Here is a 15,177-nt window from a genome sequence, read left to right as displayed (position 1 = left end):
GCCCCGGTCTCCCGCGGCGACTCCGGAACTGTACGGGGACCGACCCGCCACATGCAAATCGCCTCCGCCCGGCGCTCCGGGCGGAGGCGATCAGCAGCGATGACCAGCGAAGACCGGTCGGCCGAGGATCAGCGGACCTCGGTGATCTCCGGGCCGCGCGCGAACGGGTCGAGCGAGCCGTAGCGGCCCTCGCCCTCGCCCGCGGCGGCGGCAGCCCCGCCACCGTCGGCAACCATCTGGGCGTCCTCGGGAAGCTTCAGCACGATCGGGTCGCGGGGAGCCATCGGGCTCTCACCGCGCACGACGACGGTCTGCCGGAACACCTGCTCCAGGATGCCGGCCATCTCGGGCTGCACGGCGGCCTGGCCCGAGATCACACCGCGCAGGAACCAGCGCGGGCCGTCGCAGCCGACGAAGCGCACCAGCTGCACGCCCTGGGTGCCGTCCGGGAGCTGCACGGGGACCTGGGCGCGGAGGTGCCAGCCGAGCGGGCCTTCCTCCTCGTCGATCAGACCGCCCTGCGAGGTGATGCCGTTGGCGATCTCCTCGCGGACCTCTCCCCAGATGCCCTCGGACTTCGGAGCCGCGAAGGCCTGGAGCTGGATGGCGCTGTTGCCGAGCACCAGGGTGGCGGCGACGATCGCGTCACCGGCGACCTCGACCCGCAGCTCCATGCCCTCGACGCCGGGGACCAGCAGACCCCCGAGGTCGACTCGCCCCTCCTCCGGGGTCTCCAGCTCGGTGTGGTCCCACGGGCCGTCCGGCCGCGGGGCCGGCGGCAGGCCGACCTTGTCGGCCGGGTCCAGCTCGGTCACGTTCTCGCTCTCGGCGGAACCTTCGACGTCATCGGCCGTCTCGTCGGCGCTGATGGCGTCGTCGGCGAGCTGCTCGACAGCGTCCTCGCTCTTCTGGCGACGACGGAACACGGTCACTGTCCTTCCCGGTCCAAGACCGATGCGAATACCTGCTCGGCTTCCTGCGAGGCCGCGGGAATGCTAGACCCCGGCGTGGCCACCGGTCGACCCGAACCCGCCCTCGGCGCGTGCCGACCCCGGCAGCTCGGCCACCTCGTGGAAGCGGGCCTTCTCGACCTGCTGGATGACCAGCTGGGCGATCCGGTCCCCTCGGCGGAAGCTGACCCCCTCGCGCGGGTCCAGATTGACGACGATCACCTTGATCTCTCCACGGTACCCGGCATCGACCGTCCCCGGGGCGTTCACGAGAGCAACTCCGCAACGAGCTGCCAGCCCGGAGCGCGGGTGGACGAAGGCCGCGTAGCCGTCCGGCAGCGCGACGGCGATGCCGGTGGGGAGCACCGCCCGCTCGCCGGGCGCCAGTTCGGCGTCGACGGTGGTCCGCAGGTCGGCGCCGGCGTCCCCGGGCTGCGCGTACTCGGGCAGCGGCAGCTCGGCGTCGATGCGCTTGATCAGGACGTCCAGCTGCGGACGGGGGGTCTCGCTCAAGGGTTCACCTCAAAGGCTCGTGCGCGCTTCATCAGATCCGGGTCGTCGAGGACCTTGTCGATGTCCTCGGCACGACCGTGCGTGGTGAAGTGTTCCAGCTTCACCTGGATGAAGAGCGCCTGTGCGCGCACGGCGACCGGTCCGTCCGGGCCGCCGATCCGCGCCTCGGCGGCGCTGTAGATCTTGCGGCCGTGCACTCCGGTGACCCAGGCGCGCAGGTGCAGCACCGAGTCGACGGGCACCGGGCTGAGGAAGTCGGTCTCCAGCCGGCCGGTCACGGCGGGCGCGTGCAGCAGCCAGTTGAGCGTGCCGAGGGTCTCGTCCATCGCCGTCGTCAGCACGCCGCCGTGGGCCAGCCCGGGGCCGCCCTGGTGGACGTCCCGGACGGTGAACTCTGCCGTGACGTCGAGGCCCTCGCCGGCGACCGCGTCGATCCGCAGGCCGCCGGGGTGCTGCGGGCCGCAGCCGAAGCAGTGCTCGTAGTGCGAGCCGAGGTGGGTGCCGGGGGCGGGCGCCTCGGGGTGGCGTTCCGGGATCACGGCGCCCGGCGGCGGGGTGGTGGGGGTCGGCGGCAACGCGGGCGCCGACCGGTCGGTGGGGGTCGTGGGGGTGGTCGTACCGGTCACGGCTCCCCAGCCTACCCAGGGGTAGCAAGGCCTCCGGTGGGGGTGGCGTCCCGGTCCGGGCGTCGGGGCGCCCACAATGGGGGCATGTACGACGAACGCCTCACGGTGCCGCGCTCCTGGTGGCTGCTCCCGGTCGCAGTCGGTCTGACCCTCGCCCTGATCCTGATCCGGGTCAGCGGGCTGGCCGCCCTGGTCGGCCTGGTGGTCGGCATCGCCGTCGGCGCGGTGGCGATCAGCAGCTACGGCTCGGCCCGGATCCGGGTGGTGCAGGGCTCGCTGGTGGCCGGACCGGCCCGGATCCCGGTGGACGCGCTGGGCGCCGCGCGCGCGCTCAGCCCCGCCGAGGCCGCCGCCTGGCGCGGCCCGAAGGCCGATCCCCGCGCCTTCATGCTGCTGCGCAGCTACGTCCCGACCGCGCTGCGGGTCGAGGTGAGCGACCCGGCCGACCCGACGCCCTACCTCTATCTGTCGACCCGCTCGCCGATGAAGCTGGCCGAGGCGCTGGAGGAGGCCCGGCGCGGCGCCCGTACGTAGCCGACGCACCACAGGCCCCGAAAGACCGAGAGGGACGGTTCCGCTGCTGCGGGACCGTCCCTACGACTTTGTCCTGGCCGGCACGCGGCCGACCGACTCCGTCCTCCCGGGCCCGTCCCGCAGGACGGTCCGCGGACCTGCCGTCCGGCCCCGCTGCCCGGGGCCGGAAGGGGCGGTGTGCCGGTGCCGCGGGAGCCACGGGCACCAGGCGCTGTCCGCTGCGGTGCTCAGGCGCCGCAGTCCCGGCAGATCGGGTTGCCGTTCTTCTCGCTGTACAGCTGGCTGCGGTGGTGGACCAGGAAGCAGCTCATGCAGGTGAACTCATCGGCCTGCTTCGGCAGGACCCGAACCGCGAGCTCCTCGTTCGAGAGGTCGGCACCGGGAAGCTCCATGCCCTCGGCGGCGTCGAACTCGTCGACGTCGACGGAGCCTCCGCCCTTGTCGTTCCGCCGAGCCTTGAGTTCCTCGATGCTGTCTTCGTTGAGCTCGTCGTCAGTCTTGCGTGGGGTGTCGTAGTCGGTTGCCATTTTTCGCTCTCCCCCTCCGGGTTTGTGCGGTGTGTGCGGTATCTCCAGCGCACGTAACGCATGGGGGGTCGGTCTTGTGCCCGACCCGAGGCGGAGATTTTGCCTTACTTCAAGCCCCGTTACTCAATCGACACTCAGCCCGGGCTCCGTTGGGGTGATCCTCCGGGGCGTGGAAGGCCTCACGCTGGGCCATCGCCGACCCGCCTAATGCCCGCCGGATCGGCGACTCACAGTGAGCGGGACCCGCCTTGGTGTCCGCTGAATCCCTTGCCCACCAGGGACGCCGACCAATCCTGCGAACCGGTGGCAGGCTGGATTCCGGTCACGCACGGCGATGGACACCTCCGATGGAGTGATCACTCTCCGGGGTCACCCGGCATCGTGGAGCGACACGGTGTGAGCTTGGTCACGTTCAGAATCTTCTGGGTCAAACCACGGAAAATCCACCCAGTCCGCCCTCTCCCCCGGAGGGCGTGACAGCTCGCCGGAGCGCCCCCGCGGGCGCCCTAGCCTGCGTTCCGGCGGGCCTCCCGGCGGGCCAGCAGCGCGGCCTGGCGCTCCTCGAACTTGCGCGCCTGCTCGTCCAGCCCGTCCAGGAAGACCCCCAGCTCGTTCTGGGCCAGCAGGCCCTCGGGGCCGAGGCCGTCGATCTCCATCACCCGCAGCTTGCGCAGCACCGGCTGCAGCACGTCGTCGTGGTGGATGCGCAGGTTGTACACCCCGCCGAGGGCGATCTGCGCGGCCGCGCGCTCGAAACCGGGGATGCCGTGACCGGGCATGCGGAAGTTGATGACCACGTCGGCGATGGCGCGCATGGCCTGGTCCGGGGCGATCTCCAGGGCGGCCTTCAGCAGGTTCCGGTAGAAGACCATGTGCAGGTTCTCATCGTTGGCGATCTTCGCCAGCAGCTGGTCGCACAGCGGGTCGCCCGCGTACTTGCCGGTGTTGCGGTGCGAGATCCGGGTCGCGAGCTCCTGGAAGGCCACGTACGCGACCGAGTGGAGCATGCTGTGCGCGTTGTCGGACTCGAAGCCCTCGGACATGTGGGACATCCGGGCCCGCTCCAGTTCCACCGGGTCGACGGCCCGGGTGGCGAGCAGGAAGTCGCGGATGGCTATCCCGTGCCGGCCCTCCTCGGCGGTCCAGCGGTGCACCCAGGTGCCCCAGGCGCCCTCGCGGCCGAACATGGTCGCGATCTCGTGGTGGTAGCTGGGGAGGTTGTCCTCGGTCAGCAGGTTCACCACCAGCGAGACCCGGCCGAGCGGGGTCACCTGGGACTGCTCGAGGTGCCACGCCTCGCCGCCGAGCACACCGTCGAAGTCGCGGCCCTGGCTCCACGGGACGAACTCGTGCGGCATCCACTCCTTGGCCACCCCCAGGTGGCGGTTGAGCTCCTTCTCGACGACCTCTTCGAGGGCCAGGATCAGTCGCGCGTCGGTCCAGCCGCTCGATCCGAGCGAGGGGCTGCTCTGCACGGGGGCGATGGTCACAGTCTTGCTCCTGGGGACGGATACGCGCGGGACGGGCGCGTTGGGCGGGCACGCGTCCGCTTCTCGGAGCCGTCGGCGGAGAGACCGGCGGTCGCACTTACGGTTGCGTAGGTTACGACACCGTAAGTTGCTCGGACCGGAAAAGACAAGCCGCCCCCGCCAGGCCTTATGTCGTCTTGACAGGCTGGCGGGGGCGGCTGAAAACGGTCGCCCACGGAACGCGGCAGCACCCGGGGCCGATACCGGCGGAACGGCCCTGCGAGGGGGTCAGGGCGAGGGAATCCGCACCCGCATGGTGAGGCCGCCGCCGGCGCGCGGGGTGGCCTCGACGGTGCCGCCGTGGGCGCGCACCACCGAGCGGACGATGGACAGGCCCAGCCCGACACCCTTGTCGCTGCGGGTGCGGTCGGCGCCCTTCACCCGGCGGAACGGCTCGAAGATGTGCTCCAGCTCGTACCCGGGCACCACCGGGCCGGTGTTGGAGACCACCAGCTCGCCACCGCCCGGCACCGTGGCGGTGGCCAGCTCGACCCAGCCGCCAGGGGTGTTGTAGCGGACGGCGTTCTGCAGCAGGTTGAGCGCCAGCCGCTCCAGCAGCACACCGTTGCCCGCGACCACCGCCGGGTCGAGCTTGGAGCGCAGCTCGACCTCCCGCTTGTCCGCCTCGCCCCGGCTCTGCTCCAACGCCCGGGTGGCCACCTCGGACAGCTCCACCGCCCGGCGGTCGGTCAGCTCGTTCTCGCTGCGGGCCAGCAGCAGCAGGCCCTCGACCAGCTGCTCGCTGCGCTCGTTGGTGGCCAGCAGGGTCTTGCCGAGCTGCTGGAGGTCGGGCGAGGCGGCCGGGTCGGAGAGCTGGACCTCCAGCAGGGTGCGGTTGATCGCCAGCGGGGTGCGCAGCTCGTGCGAGGCGTTGGCGACGAAGCGGCGCTGGGAGTCGAAGGAGCGGTCCAGCCGGTCCAGCATGTCGTCGAAGGTGTCGGCGAGCTCCTTGAGCTCGTCGTCCGGGCCGTCCAGCTCGATCCGGCGGTGCAGGTCGGAGGAAGCGACGTCCCGGGCGGTGCGGGTGATCCGGCCCAGCGGGCGCAGCACCCGGCCGGCCATCGCGTAGCCGGCCGCGAAGGCGATCACGGCGAGGCAGACCAGCACGGTCAGCAGCTTGCGCAGCAGGGTGTTGAGCGCCGCGGCGGCCTCGATGGACTTGTTGTCGTTCAGCCACTGGTCGAGCGCGGCCTGGTTGGTGATGATCTGGCCGTCCGGGGTCCGCACGGGGATGCCGTTGAGCACCAGGTGCGGCTGGCCGACCTGCTGGAGCGCCTGCTGGACGAAGAAGTACATGACCAGCAGCAGCACCACGCCGGCCATCAGGAACATCCCGCCGTACAGCAGGGTGAGCCGCATCCGGATCGTCGGGCGGAACGGCAGCCAGGCGAGCAGCCCGTCACCGGGCACGTAGGTCTCCTGCTGGCCCAGCCGGGGCGGGCGCGGCGGGTGCACGGGCTTGGGCGGTACGGCACGCGGGCCGCCGGCGGGCGCGCCGGAGGGCCCGCCGGCCGGGGGCGGCGGGGTGGTCATGATGGTCCTCTCGGGCGTCCGCCGGGGGCGGGCGCTGGGTACGGCGGGGAATCCTCGGGGGGCGGATCCCAGGGTCGGATCCCAGGGTCGGATTCCGGGGGTCGAATTCCGGTCAGATCCGGTAGCCGGAGCCCGGCACGGTGACGATCACCGGCGGGTCGCCGAGCTTGCGGCGCAACGTCATCACGGTGACCCGCACGACGTTGGTGAACGGGTCGGTGTGCTCGTCCCAGGCCTTCTCCAGGAGCTGCTCGGCGGAGACGACGGCGCCGCCGGCCCGCATCAGCACCTCCAGGACGGCGAACTCCTTGGGGGCGAGCTGGACGGTGCGCCCGTCGCGGATCACCTCGCGCCGGCCGGGGTCGAGCGAGATGCCGGCCCGCTCCAGCACCGGGGGCAGCGGGACGGTGGCGCGGCGGCCCAGCGCCCTTACCCGGGCAACGAGTTCGCTGAAGGCGAACGGCTTCGGAAGATAGTCATCGGCGCCGATCTCCAGTCCCTCGACCCGGTCGCTGATGTCGCCGGAGGCGGTCAGCATGATCACCCGGGTCGCCAGGCCCTGCTCGACCACCTTGCGGCAGACGTCGTCGCCGTGGACAAGCGGGAGGTCGCGGTCCAGGACCACCACGTCGTAGTCGTTGACCGCGATGCGCTGGAGCGCGGCCTCCCCGTCGTACACCACGTCGACGGCCATCGCCTCGCGGCGCAGGCCGGTCGCGACGGCCTCGGCAAGCAGCTGCTCGTCCTCGACGACGAGAACCCGCACGGTCGTTGTCCCTTCTCCAGGCCGGCCCCGGAAGCGGACGCACGGCTCCGACGGTGCCTCCATCCTGCCTGGTCCTGCGGTAAAGCAGCGATAAGCTGCCCCACGGGCAGGGGGCCGGGCCGCACGGCGGTGACCGTTCGTGCCGGAAGCGCTCCGCTTGGACTGTGACACGGGCAACTTTCTTCCGCCGGGAGGTTTCCCGGCCTCCCGGGCGGGGAGGACAGCTGCACACCCGCGATCTGGCTGTTGGCCGATCGCACCCACCCGCCGTGCGTTCATCCGCGCCGGCCCTGGGGCTGGGACGTCACCGGGAGCGGCCGAAGGGCCGTCTCCGCGCCCGACCGGAGTTCTCACCTGTCGGCCAGGGCGCATTCACCGGCTGGACCCTCCTCAGGGCGGAGAGCGCACGACCGTGCACGTCCGACACAGTAAGGGGGCCCGTATGGACGCCTTCAAGGCCGGAATCCTGCAGCGCATAGCCAACGCCGAGCAGGACCTGCACCGCGCGATCGAGGCCGGGGACGAGTTCCTCGCCGAGGTGGAGCAGTCCGAGCTGGACGACCTGCGTCGTCTCGCCGCCGAGCACGGTGTGGACACCGTGCTGGAGCGCCACCGCACCGCCGCCTGACCCGACGCCGGCACTCCGGCACCAGCGGCCCTGCGGGGGCCGTGCGAAACCCCAAGCCCTGGCATCCCCCGTATGCCAGGGCTCTTCGCTGTCCCGAAGGGCTCTCCGCCGGGGCTTCGGCTCCCCGAAGGGCCCGTCGGGCCCTTCGGGTTCCCGAAGTGTCCTCAGTCCTCCCAGGCGCGCAGCGCGGCCAGCCGCTCCTGCAGCGGCTGGTACACGCCGGGGGCGGCGGCCACGGTCAGCTCGCCGTCCGGGCCGTGCCCGGGGCGGCCGCCGACCAGGGCACCGGCCTCGGTGGCGATCAGGCAGCCGGCCGCGCGGTCCCAGGGGGCGAGGCCGCGCTCGTAGTAGCCGTCCAGCCGCCCGGCGGCCACGTCGCACAGGTCCACCGCGGCCGCCCCGGCCCGGCGGACGTCCCGCACCTCGGGCATCAGGGCCAGCAGCACCTCGGCCTGGCGCACCCGCACCGGCTGGACGTAGTTGAAGCCGGTGGCGATCAGCGCCTGGCCCCAGGGCGGGGCCGGGCGGGCGGAGATCGGCCGGCCGTCCAGGTGGGCGCCGCGGCCCAGCACGGCGTGGAACAGCTCGCCGCGGGCCGGGGCGTAGACCACTCCGACGACCGCCCGGCCGTCCACCTCGGCGGCCACGCTGACCGCCCAGGAGGGCAGCCCGTAAAGGTAGTTGACCGTTCCGTCGAGCGGGTCGACGACCCAGCGCACCCCGCTGGTGCCGGGGTGCTCGGCGCCCTCCTCGCCGAGGTAGCCGTCCTGGGGGCGGCGGTCGGCGATCAGCTCCACGATGAGCTTCTCGGAGGCGAGGTCCATCTCGGTGACCACGTCGACCGGGCTGCTCTTGGTGCCGGCCACGCCGAGGTCGGCGGGGCGGCCGTCGCGCAGCAGGGCGCCGGCCTGCCGGGCCGCGTCCAGGGCGACCTCCAGCAGGTCGTCGAGGAGCCCGTCGTCGGGCAGGGCGGGGGTGGGCACGGGAATCTCCTCCGGAAGGGGTCGGCGCTCGAAGGTCGACGCTCGAAAGGGGTCAGCGCTCGAAAGGGGTCAGCGCTCGGCGGCGGCCGGGCGGGGGGCGCGCGGGTTCGGGCAGCAGGCCACCGCGCACACGTCGTGGCTGGGGCCCAGGGCGCCGAGGGCGCAGCGGGTCACGGCCTCGCCCCGCTCGGTGGCGGCCCGCTCCAGGACGAGCTCGCGCACGGCGGCGGTGAACCGCGGGTCGGCGCCGACGGTGGCCGCCCGGGAGACCGGCAGGCCCAGTTCGGCGGCCTTGGCGACGGCTTCGGTGTCGAGGTCGTACTTGACCTCCATGTGGTCGGAGACGAAGCCGATCGGGACCATCACCACGGCCGGCGCGCCGTCGGCGTGCTGGGCCTCCAGGTGGTCGCAGATGTCCGGCTCCAGCCACGGGATGTGCGGGGCGCCGCTGCGGCTCTGGAACACCAGCTGCCACGGCCGGTCGGCCACGCCGGTGTGCTCGGCGACGGCCGCGGCGATCAGCCGGGCCACCTCCAGGTGCTGGGCGACGTAGGCGCCGCCGGGCGTGCCGCGGGCCGGGTCGTCCGGGGCGCCGGAGGTCTCGGCCATCGCGTCCGGGATGGAGTGGGTGGTGAAGGCCAGCCGGGCGCCGTCCCGCACCTCGGCGGGCAGCTCGGCCAGGGCGGCCAGGGCGGCGTCGATCATCGGCTCGACGAAGCCGGGGTGGTTGTAGAAGTGGCGCAGCTTGTCGACGGTCAGCGCCGGGACGCCCTCCTCGGCCAGGGTGGCCAGCGCGTCGGCCAGGTTCTCCCGGTACTGGCGGCAGCCCGAGTAGCCGGCGTAGGCGCTGGTGGCGAGCACGGCGATCCGGCGGTGGCCGTCCGCGGCCATCTCCCGCAGGATGTCCACCAGGTACGGGGCCCAGTTCCGGTTGCCCCAGTGGACCGGGAGGTCCAGCCCGTGCTCGGCGAAGTCCTTGCGCAGGGCGGCGAGCAGCTCCCGGTTCTGTTCGTTGATCGGACTGACGCCGCCGAACATGAAGTAGTGCTTGCCCACCTCCTTCAGCCGTTCCTTGGGGATGCCGCGGCCCCGGGTGACGTTCTCCAGGAACGGGACGACGTCCTCGGGGGCCTCGGGCCCGCCGAAGGAGAGCAACAGCAGGGCGTCGTACGGGGCGGCGCCGGAGGCGGAGGGTTTGCGCGCGTCGGACATGGCTCCGATCCTGCCACTGAGGGGTCGGGCGTCGGCGCCGGGGCCGCGCGGGCGTCCGGAAAATACCGTTTGCCAACGTACGTAATCTGTCTAGACCATCCTTGTTCCTTACCCCCCGCCCGGAGCTCACGTGCTGTCCAGCTACCGCCGAATATTCGCCGCGCCCGGCACCGTGGCCTTCTCGTCCACCGGTTTCGTCTCCCGGCTGCCGATCTCCATGACCGGCATCGGCATCGTGACCATGCTGTCCCAACTGCGGGGCTCGTACGGCGTGGCCGGCCTGGTCTCGGCGACCCTCGCGGTCTCCGCCGCGGTCCTGGGCCCCCAGGTCTCCCGGCTGGTGGACCGGCACGGCCAGGCGAAGATCATCGTCCCGGCCATGGCCCTCACCATCGGCGCCGTCGTCGGCCTGCTGCTCAGCGCCCGGCTGAACGCCCCGGACTGGACGCTGTTCGTCTTCGCCGCCGGCATGGGCGTGATGCCGAGCACCGGCGCGATGGTCCGCGCCCGCTGGGCCCACCTCTACCGCGAGGACGCCGACCGGCTGCACACCGCGTACTCCTTCGAGGCCGTGGTCGACGAGGTCTGCTTCATCGTCGGCCCGATCCTCTCCATCGGCCTGGCCACCTCCGTCTTCCCGGAGGCCGGCGTGCTGCTCGCCGGGATCTTCCTCGCCGTCGGCGTGCTGCTGTTCGCCGGCCAGCGTTCCACCGAGCCCCCGGTACACGAGGCCGCCCGGCACGAGGGCCGCTCGGTCATCCGCAACCGCGGCCTTCAGGTACTGATCCTCACCTTCGTCGCCACCGGGGCGATCTTCGGTTCGGTCGAAGTGGTCACCGTCGCCTTCTCCGAGGCCCAGGGACACAAGTCGATCTCCAGCGTGATCCTCGCACTGTGGGCGCTCGGCTCCTGCGTGGCCGGGGTGGTGTTCGGCGCCGTCAAGCCCTCCGGCTCGATGGCCATGCGGTTCTTCCTCGGCGTGCTCTTCATGGCGCTCAGCATGGTGCCGCTGCTGCTGGTCGCCCACGCGGTGCACGGGATCGGCGGACTGGTCGCCGTCGGCGGCGCCCTACTGGTCGCCGGCATCGCCATCTCCCCCACCCTGATCACCGCGATGGCCTTGGTCGAACGGCTCGTCCCGGCCGCCCAGCTCACCGAGGGCATGACCTGGACCACCACCGGGCTCGCCCTCGGCGTCGCGGCCGGCTCCTCGGCCGGCGGCTGGGTCGTCGACGCCTCCGGCGCCGCCGCGGGCTACTGGGTGCCGCTGGCCGCCGGCGCACTCGGGGTGCTCGCCGCCCTGGCCGGACTCGGCCGGCTGCGCGCCGGACTCGGCGCCGAACAGCCCGCCGGGACGGCCGGCGGAACGGTCGACCGACCCGTAGACGCCGAACGGTGAACTGACTAATCTCGCCCTACCCGTGGCCCTACCCGCGGGTAGGGCCCGCCTCCCGGACACCGCGGACGGGCCCTGGGGCGGCCGCGCCGCCGCAGACCGCGCCGACCCTGTTCGGCCACGGAGCAGGAGGCAGCGCAGATGCCCCAGGCCAGCACCGCGACCCGCACCCGGTGGACCAACTGGGCCGGCAACCAGAGCGCCCGACCGGCCCGGAGCGCCACCCCCGGCACCGCGGAGGAACTGGCCAGGGAGATCCGGCGCGCCGCCGAACAGGGCCGCAGCGTCAAGGCCGTCGGCTCCGGCCACTCCTTCACCGCGATCGCCTCACCAGGCGACGGCCTGCTGGTCCGGCCGCACGCGCTCACCGCCGTCCGCGAGATCGACCGCGAGGCCGGCACCATCACCGTCGAATCCGGCCTCCCGCTGAGCCGGCTCAACCGGATCCTCACCGCCGAGGGCCTCTCCCTGACCAACATGGGCGACATCGAGGTCCAGACCGTCGCCGGCGCCACCAGCACCGGCACCCACGGCACCGGCCGCGACTCCGGCTCGCTCGCCGCCCAGATCCGCGCCCTGGAGATCGTGCTCGCCGACGGCACCGTCCGGCACTGCTCCCCCACCGAGAACCCCCGACTCTTCCAGGGCGCCCGGCTCGGACTCGGCGCCCTCGGGGTGATCACCGCCCTCACCTTCGGCGTCGAACCGGCCTTCCTGCTCACCGCCCACGAGCAGCCGATGGGCTTCGACGAGGTGCTCGAACGCCTCGACGACCTCACCGCCGTCAACGAGCACTTCGAGTTCTACTGGTTCCCGCACACCGACCGCTGCTCCACCAAGCGCAACAACCGCAGCCAGGGCCCGGCCGCCCCGCTGCCCCGGTTCAAGGAGTGGCTGGAGGACGACTTCCTCTCCAACACCGTCTGGGAGGGCGCCTGCCGGGTCGGCCGCCGCTTCCCCGGCACCATCCCCTCGATCGCCTCGCTCGCCAGCCGCGCCTGGTCCGACCGCAGCTACACCGACACCGCGTACAAGGTGTTCACCAGCCCGCGCAAGGTCCGTTTCCTGGAGATGGAGTACGCCGTGCCGCGCGCGGCCGTCGCCGAGGTGCTGCGCGAGCTGAAGGCCCTGGTCGAACGCTCCGACTGGAGGGTCGGCTTCCCGGTCGAGGTGCGCTTCGCCCCCGCCGACGACCTCTGGCTCTCCACCGCCTCCGGCCGGGACAGCGCCTACATCGCCGTCCACCTCTACCGGGGCACCCGTGACCAGGGCTACTTCACCGGGGTGGAACAGCTGATGACCGCCCATCAGGGCCGCCCGCACTGGGGCAAGCTGCACACCCGCGACGCCGAGTACTTGGCCGGCGTCTACCCCCGCTTCGCCGACTTCACGGCGCTGCGCGACGAGGTCGACCCCCAGCGCCTGTTCGGCAACGACTACCTGCGGCGGGTGCTGGGGGCCTGACCCCTACGGCGCGGCGGTTCCGGCCGGCGGAGGGGCGACGGTCGCGTTCGCCGGGGCGTCGGTCGGCAGCGGCGGCTGGGGCGTCGTCCCGCCGGTGGGCTTCGCGCCGCCGCCCGCCGACGGGGAGGCCCCGGCGGACGGGCTCGCGCTCGGGCCCGCCGAGGGCGAGGAGTCGCCGCCCTGCCCGCCGGTGCCGCCGCTCGGGGTCGGGCTCGGCTCCCGGGTCGGCCGGGTGGTCGCCGGGGCCGTGGCGGCGCCGGACGGCGTGGTCTCCGGGCCGCGCCCGCCGCCCCCGGTGGACGGCCGCTCCGCCGGGGCGTCCTTGGGCGCCTGGTCCTTGGGCGCCACCGTGCCGCCGAAGGACGTGCCGTTACCGGACTCGCCCTTGACCGTCGCCGACACCGGCTGCCCGGTGGCCAGCTCGAACGCCACGATCGGCGTCATCGCCAGCACGAACACCAGCCCGGACACCGCCGCGTAACCCCGCCACCCCAACCGCCGGCGCGCCCGCACCACCTGCGGCTCGTTCCACTCCGAGGTGATCACCGGCGGTCCGGCGGGCAGCTCCGCCGACGGCTCGGGCCGCTCCGGACCGGCCGGCACCTGGCGCAGGGTGTTCACGGTCTGGTTCGGCCCGCGGTCCACCGCGTCGCGCAGCTGCTCGCCGGTCCGCCGGAACACGTGCTGGAACACCGCGCCGCCCGTGGTGGCCCCGATGCTGACCACGGCCGCGCCCATGATCGTGCCGTACACGCCGAGTTCGGAGGCGAGCAGTGCGCCCACCACCGCGGCCAACGCGCTCGCCACGACCTGAGCCACACTCAGATCGATCCGCTTGCGCTCCTCCTTGCCGCCCTCCTCGGCGGGGCTCCGCTCCGGCATCAACATCCCTCGGTCCGTACGACTGATACTCGAACAAGCCTCTCCATCTTGCCCAAAGAAGGACACAAGGGACGAAAATGCGGTTCTTCGCGCCCGGATTGTGTGAAGATGATCACCGTTCATCCGGCGATGGTCCGCTGTTGGGGGCGCGCGCTCTTGAGATTCCCGTGAATCGCGGGAGACTTGAGCGGCGAGCCGCCCCTTCGGATGCCACGAATGGAGTACTGTTCGTAAAGCCCGAGCCCTGGGTCGACATGTCGACTGTGCCTTCACTGGCAGCTTGACGAAGAGCCACGGAACGGGCACGCACGGCGACGCCGGTCCCGGATCGTCGCGAACACTCCGCGTGCGAGGACGGCCGGGACACCCAGGCGCGACGTCGACGGATGACGTGGCAAAAAGGCAACCGTGCCACAGCGGTGTGGCGGGGCGTAAGCCCGACACGCCGGGGAACTCAGCAAGGTTGTGGCCAGTCGCGAGTGGGCAGGCCACACTCAGTACGGGAGCAGCGACGCAGGTGACGTCGGCAGGCACCACCCGGGAGGTAACCGTGCCCGAACTGCGGGTTGTGGCCGTCAGCAACGACGGCACACGGCTGGTGCTCAAGGCTGCCGACAGCACGGAGTACACCCTCCCCATCGACGAGCGGCTGCGCGCCGCCATCCGCGGCGACCGGCCGCGCCTCGGCCAGATCGAGATCGAGGTCGAGAGCCACCTCCGCCCCCGGGACATCCAGGCCCGGATACGAGCCGGTGCCTCCGCCGAGGAGGTCGCCCAGGCCGCCGGCATCTCCGTCGACCGCGTCCGCCGCTTCGAAGGACCGGTCCTCGCCGAGCGCGCCTTCATGGCCGAGCGCGCCCGCAAGACCGCCATCCGCCGCAACGGCGAGTCCCCCGGACCGCAGCTCGGCGAGGCCGTGGCCGAACGCCTCGCCCTGCGCGGCGCCGAGAAGGACACCGAGCGCTGGGACTCCTGGCGGCGCGACGACGGCACCTGGGAGGTCATCCTCTCCTACCGCGCCGACGGCGAGGGCCGCAGCGCCTCCTGGACGTACGACCCGCCCCGGCGCCTGGTCCAGCCCAACGACGACGAGGCCCGGGCGCTGATCGGCGAGTCCGTCGAGCGCGAGGAGGACTCGGTCTTCCCGTTCATCCCGCGGATCGCCCGGCTCCCCCAGGACCGGCCGCCCCGCCCGATGATCGACCGGCCCTCCGCCGACCGCATCATGTCGGCCCGCGAGGTCCGCGAGTCGCGCGAGGCCACCGCCGAGTCCCGGGACTCGCTGACCAGCCTGCTCGACGTGGTCCCCGCCTTCCGCGGCGACCTCGCCGTCGGCGGCCCCGCCCCGATCGAACCGGTACCCGCCGAGGTCGCCGAGGAGAGCGAGGAGCCGGCCGCGGCCGCCGCCCCGGCGGTCGGCGCGGGCTCGGCCTACGCCGACATCCTGATGCCGCGAGCCGTCGCCCCGCACCGCGAGCGCCTGGTCGGCACCACCGACCGGCAGGCCGAGGCGGACGGCGTCCGGCCCGGGCGCCGGGCCACCGTGCCCAGCTGGGACGAGATCGTCTTCGGCAGTCGGCGCAAGAAGCAGGAGTGAGTCCCCGGACATGCCGGAGGGGCGGGAGGCCGGACCT

Annotated in this window: 14 protein-coding genes and 1 pseudogene; 5 read left to right on the top strand and 10 right to left on the bottom strand. The window is 72.8% G+C overall.

Annotation, left to right across the window (positions count from 1 at the left end; translation table 11 throughout):
- Nucleotides 1–128: 128 nt before the first annotated feature.
- From ACZ7BZ_RS28480 to ACZ7BZ_RS28470, 3 genes and pseudogenes are all read right to left on the bottom strand, one after another.
- Nucleotides 129–926 carry a DUF3710 domain-containing protein gene (locus ACZ7BZ_RS28480; protein WP_380462869.1) on the bottom strand — a complete coding sequence of 266 codons (798 nt, stop codon included), beginning with the start codon at nt 924–926 and terminating at the stop codon, nt 129–131.
- Nucleotides 927–928: 2 nt separating this feature from the next.
- A pseudogene (gene dut / locus ACZ7BZ_RS28475) lies at nt 929–1,463 on the bottom strand (dUTP diphosphatase).
- Nucleotides 1,460–2,038, bottom strand: a complete 579-nt coding sequence (locus ACZ7BZ_RS28470; protein ID WP_380462871.1) for a PaaI family thioesterase — start codon at nt 2,036–2,038, stop codon at nt 1,460–1,462. Before ACZ7BZ_RS28470 ends, dut begins: the two are co-directional and overlap by 4 nt.
- Nucleotides 2,039–2,173: 135 nt before the next feature.
- On the opposite strand from ACZ7BZ_RS28470, the gene ACZ7BZ_RS28465 reads away from it, so the two are divergent.
- Entirely contained in the window at nt 2,174–2,623 is a 450-nt protein-coding gene (locus ACZ7BZ_RS28465) for a DUF3093 domain-containing protein (protein WP_470360821.1), read from the top strand.
- A 227-nt stretch (nt 2,624–2,850) separates the two neighbouring features.
- On the opposite strand, the gene ACZ7BZ_RS28460 is transcribed toward ACZ7BZ_RS28465, so the two are convergent.
- The 4 genes from ACZ7BZ_RS28460 to ACZ7BZ_RS28445 form a co-directional block, all read right to left on the bottom strand.
- Nucleotides 2,851–3,150, bottom strand: a complete 300-nt coding sequence (locus ACZ7BZ_RS28460) for a DUF4193 domain-containing protein (protein WP_030057692.1) — start codon at nt 3,148–3,150, stop codon at nt 2,851–2,853.
- Nucleotides 3,151–3,656: 506 nt separating this feature from the next.
- Nucleotides 3,657–4,640, bottom strand: a complete 984-nt coding sequence (locus ACZ7BZ_RS28455; RefSeq protein ID WP_380462865.1) for an acyl-ACP desaturase — start codon at nt 4,638–4,640, stop codon at nt 3,657–3,659.
- 267 nt (nt 4,641–4,907) lie between these two features.
- Complete coding sequence (locus ACZ7BZ_RS28450) at nt 4,908–6,212, bottom strand: sensor histidine kinase (RefSeq protein ID WP_470360820.1); 1,305 nt, start codon at nt 6,210–6,212, stop codon at nt 4,908–4,910.
- A 112-nt stretch (nt 6,213–6,324) separates the two neighbouring features.
- Nucleotides 6,325–6,978 (bottom strand): response regulator transcription factor, encoded by a 654-nt coding sequence (locus tag ACZ7BZ_RS28445; protein ID WP_097235981.1) that lies wholly within the window; start codon nt 6,976–6,978, stop codon nt 6,325–6,327.
- 442 nt (nt 6,979–7,420) lie between these two features.
- On the opposite strand from ACZ7BZ_RS28445, the gene ACZ7BZ_RS28440 reads away from it, so the two are divergent.
- On the top strand, nt 7,421–7,606 hold the full coding sequence (locus tag ACZ7BZ_RS28440; RefSeq protein WP_030057688.1) for a hypothetical protein: 186 nt from the start codon (nt 7,421–7,423) through the stop codon (nt 7,604–7,606).
- 164 nt (nt 7,607–7,770) lie between these two features.
- On the opposite strand, the gene ACZ7BZ_RS28435 is transcribed toward ACZ7BZ_RS28440, so the two are convergent.
- The gene (locus ACZ7BZ_RS28435; RefSeq protein ID WP_470360819.1) at nt 7,771–8,589 is read right to left on the bottom strand and encodes an inositol monophosphatase family protein; all 819 of its coding nucleotides are present in this window, start codon (nt 8,587–8,589) and stop codon (nt 7,771–7,773) included.
- Between the two features lie 69 nt (nt 8,590–8,658).
- A complete protein-coding gene (locus ACZ7BZ_RS28430; RefSeq protein ID WP_470360818.1) occupies nt 8,659–9,801 on the bottom strand; it encodes a ferrochelatase in 1,143 nt (380 codons plus the stop codon).
- A 130-nt stretch (nt 9,802–9,931) separates the two neighbouring features.
- Between ACZ7BZ_RS28430 and ACZ7BZ_RS28425 the strand changes: the two genes are divergently transcribed.
- Nucleotides 9,932–11,200, top strand: a complete 1,269-nt coding sequence (locus tag ACZ7BZ_RS28425) for an MFS transporter (protein WP_470360817.1) — start codon at nt 9,932–9,934, stop codon at nt 11,198–11,200.
- A 138-nt stretch (nt 11,201–11,338) separates the two neighbouring features.
- Complete coding sequence (locus tag ACZ7BZ_RS28420; protein WP_470360816.1) at nt 11,339–12,661, top strand: D-arabinono-1,4-lactone oxidase; 1,323 nt, start codon at nt 11,339–11,341, stop codon at nt 12,659–12,661.
- A gap of 3 nt (nt 12,662–12,664) precedes the next feature.
- Here ACZ7BZ_RS28420 and ACZ7BZ_RS28415 read toward each other — a convergent pair whose 3' ends face one another.
- Nucleotides 12,665–13,543 carry a hypothetical protein gene (locus ACZ7BZ_RS28415; RefSeq protein ID WP_470360815.1) on the bottom strand — a complete coding sequence of 293 codons (879 nt, stop codon included), beginning with the start codon at nt 13,541–13,543 and terminating at the stop codon, nt 12,665–12,667.
- 517 nt (nt 13,544–14,060) lie between these two features.
- Between ACZ7BZ_RS28415 and sepH the strand changes: the two genes are divergently transcribed.
- The gene (gene sepH / locus ACZ7BZ_RS28410) at nt 14,061–15,140 is read left to right on the top strand and encodes a septation protein SepH (protein ID WP_465749501.1); all 1,080 of its coding nucleotides are present in this window, start codon (nt 14,061–14,063) and stop codon (nt 15,138–15,140) included.
- Nucleotides 15,141–15,177 lie beyond the last annotated feature (37 nt).

It is taken from the genome of Kitasatospora sp. NPDC036934, from assembly GCF_055608425.1.
Note: the sequence above shows the minus strand (reverse complement) of the source record. Positions and strands in the feature narration are given on the sequence as shown.

Excerpts from the sequence above, each read along its gene's own strand:
- ACZ7BZ_RS28465 (WP_470360821.1), top strand. The coding sequence starts at position 2,174 with ATGTACGACGAACGCCTCACGGTGCCGCGCTCCTGGTGGCTGCTCCCG.
- ACZ7BZ_RS28460 (WP_030057692.1), bottom strand. The coding sequence starts at position 3,150 with ATGGCAACCGACTACGACACCCCACGCAAGACTGACGACGAGCTCAAC.
- ACZ7BZ_RS28450 (WP_470360820.1), bottom strand. The coding sequence starts at position 6,212 with ATGACCACCCCGCCGCCCCCGGCCGGCGGGCCCTCCGGCGCGCCCGCC.
- ACZ7BZ_RS28440 (WP_030057688.1), top strand. The coding sequence starts at position 7,421 with ATGGACGCCTTCAAGGCCGGAATCCTGCAGCGCATAGCCAACGCCGAG.
- ACZ7BZ_RS28430 (WP_470360818.1), bottom strand. The coding sequence starts at position 9,801 with ATGTCCGACGCGCGCAAACCCTCCGCCTCCGGCGCCGCCCCGTACGAC.
- ACZ7BZ_RS28420 (WP_470360816.1), top strand. The coding sequence starts at position 11,339 with ATGCCCCAGGCCAGCACCGCGACCCGCACCCGGTGGACCAACTGGGCC.
- ACZ7BZ_RS28415 (WP_470360815.1), bottom strand. The coding sequence starts at position 13,543 with ATGCCGGAGCGGAGCCCCGCCGAGGAGGGCGGCAAGGAGGAGCGCAAG.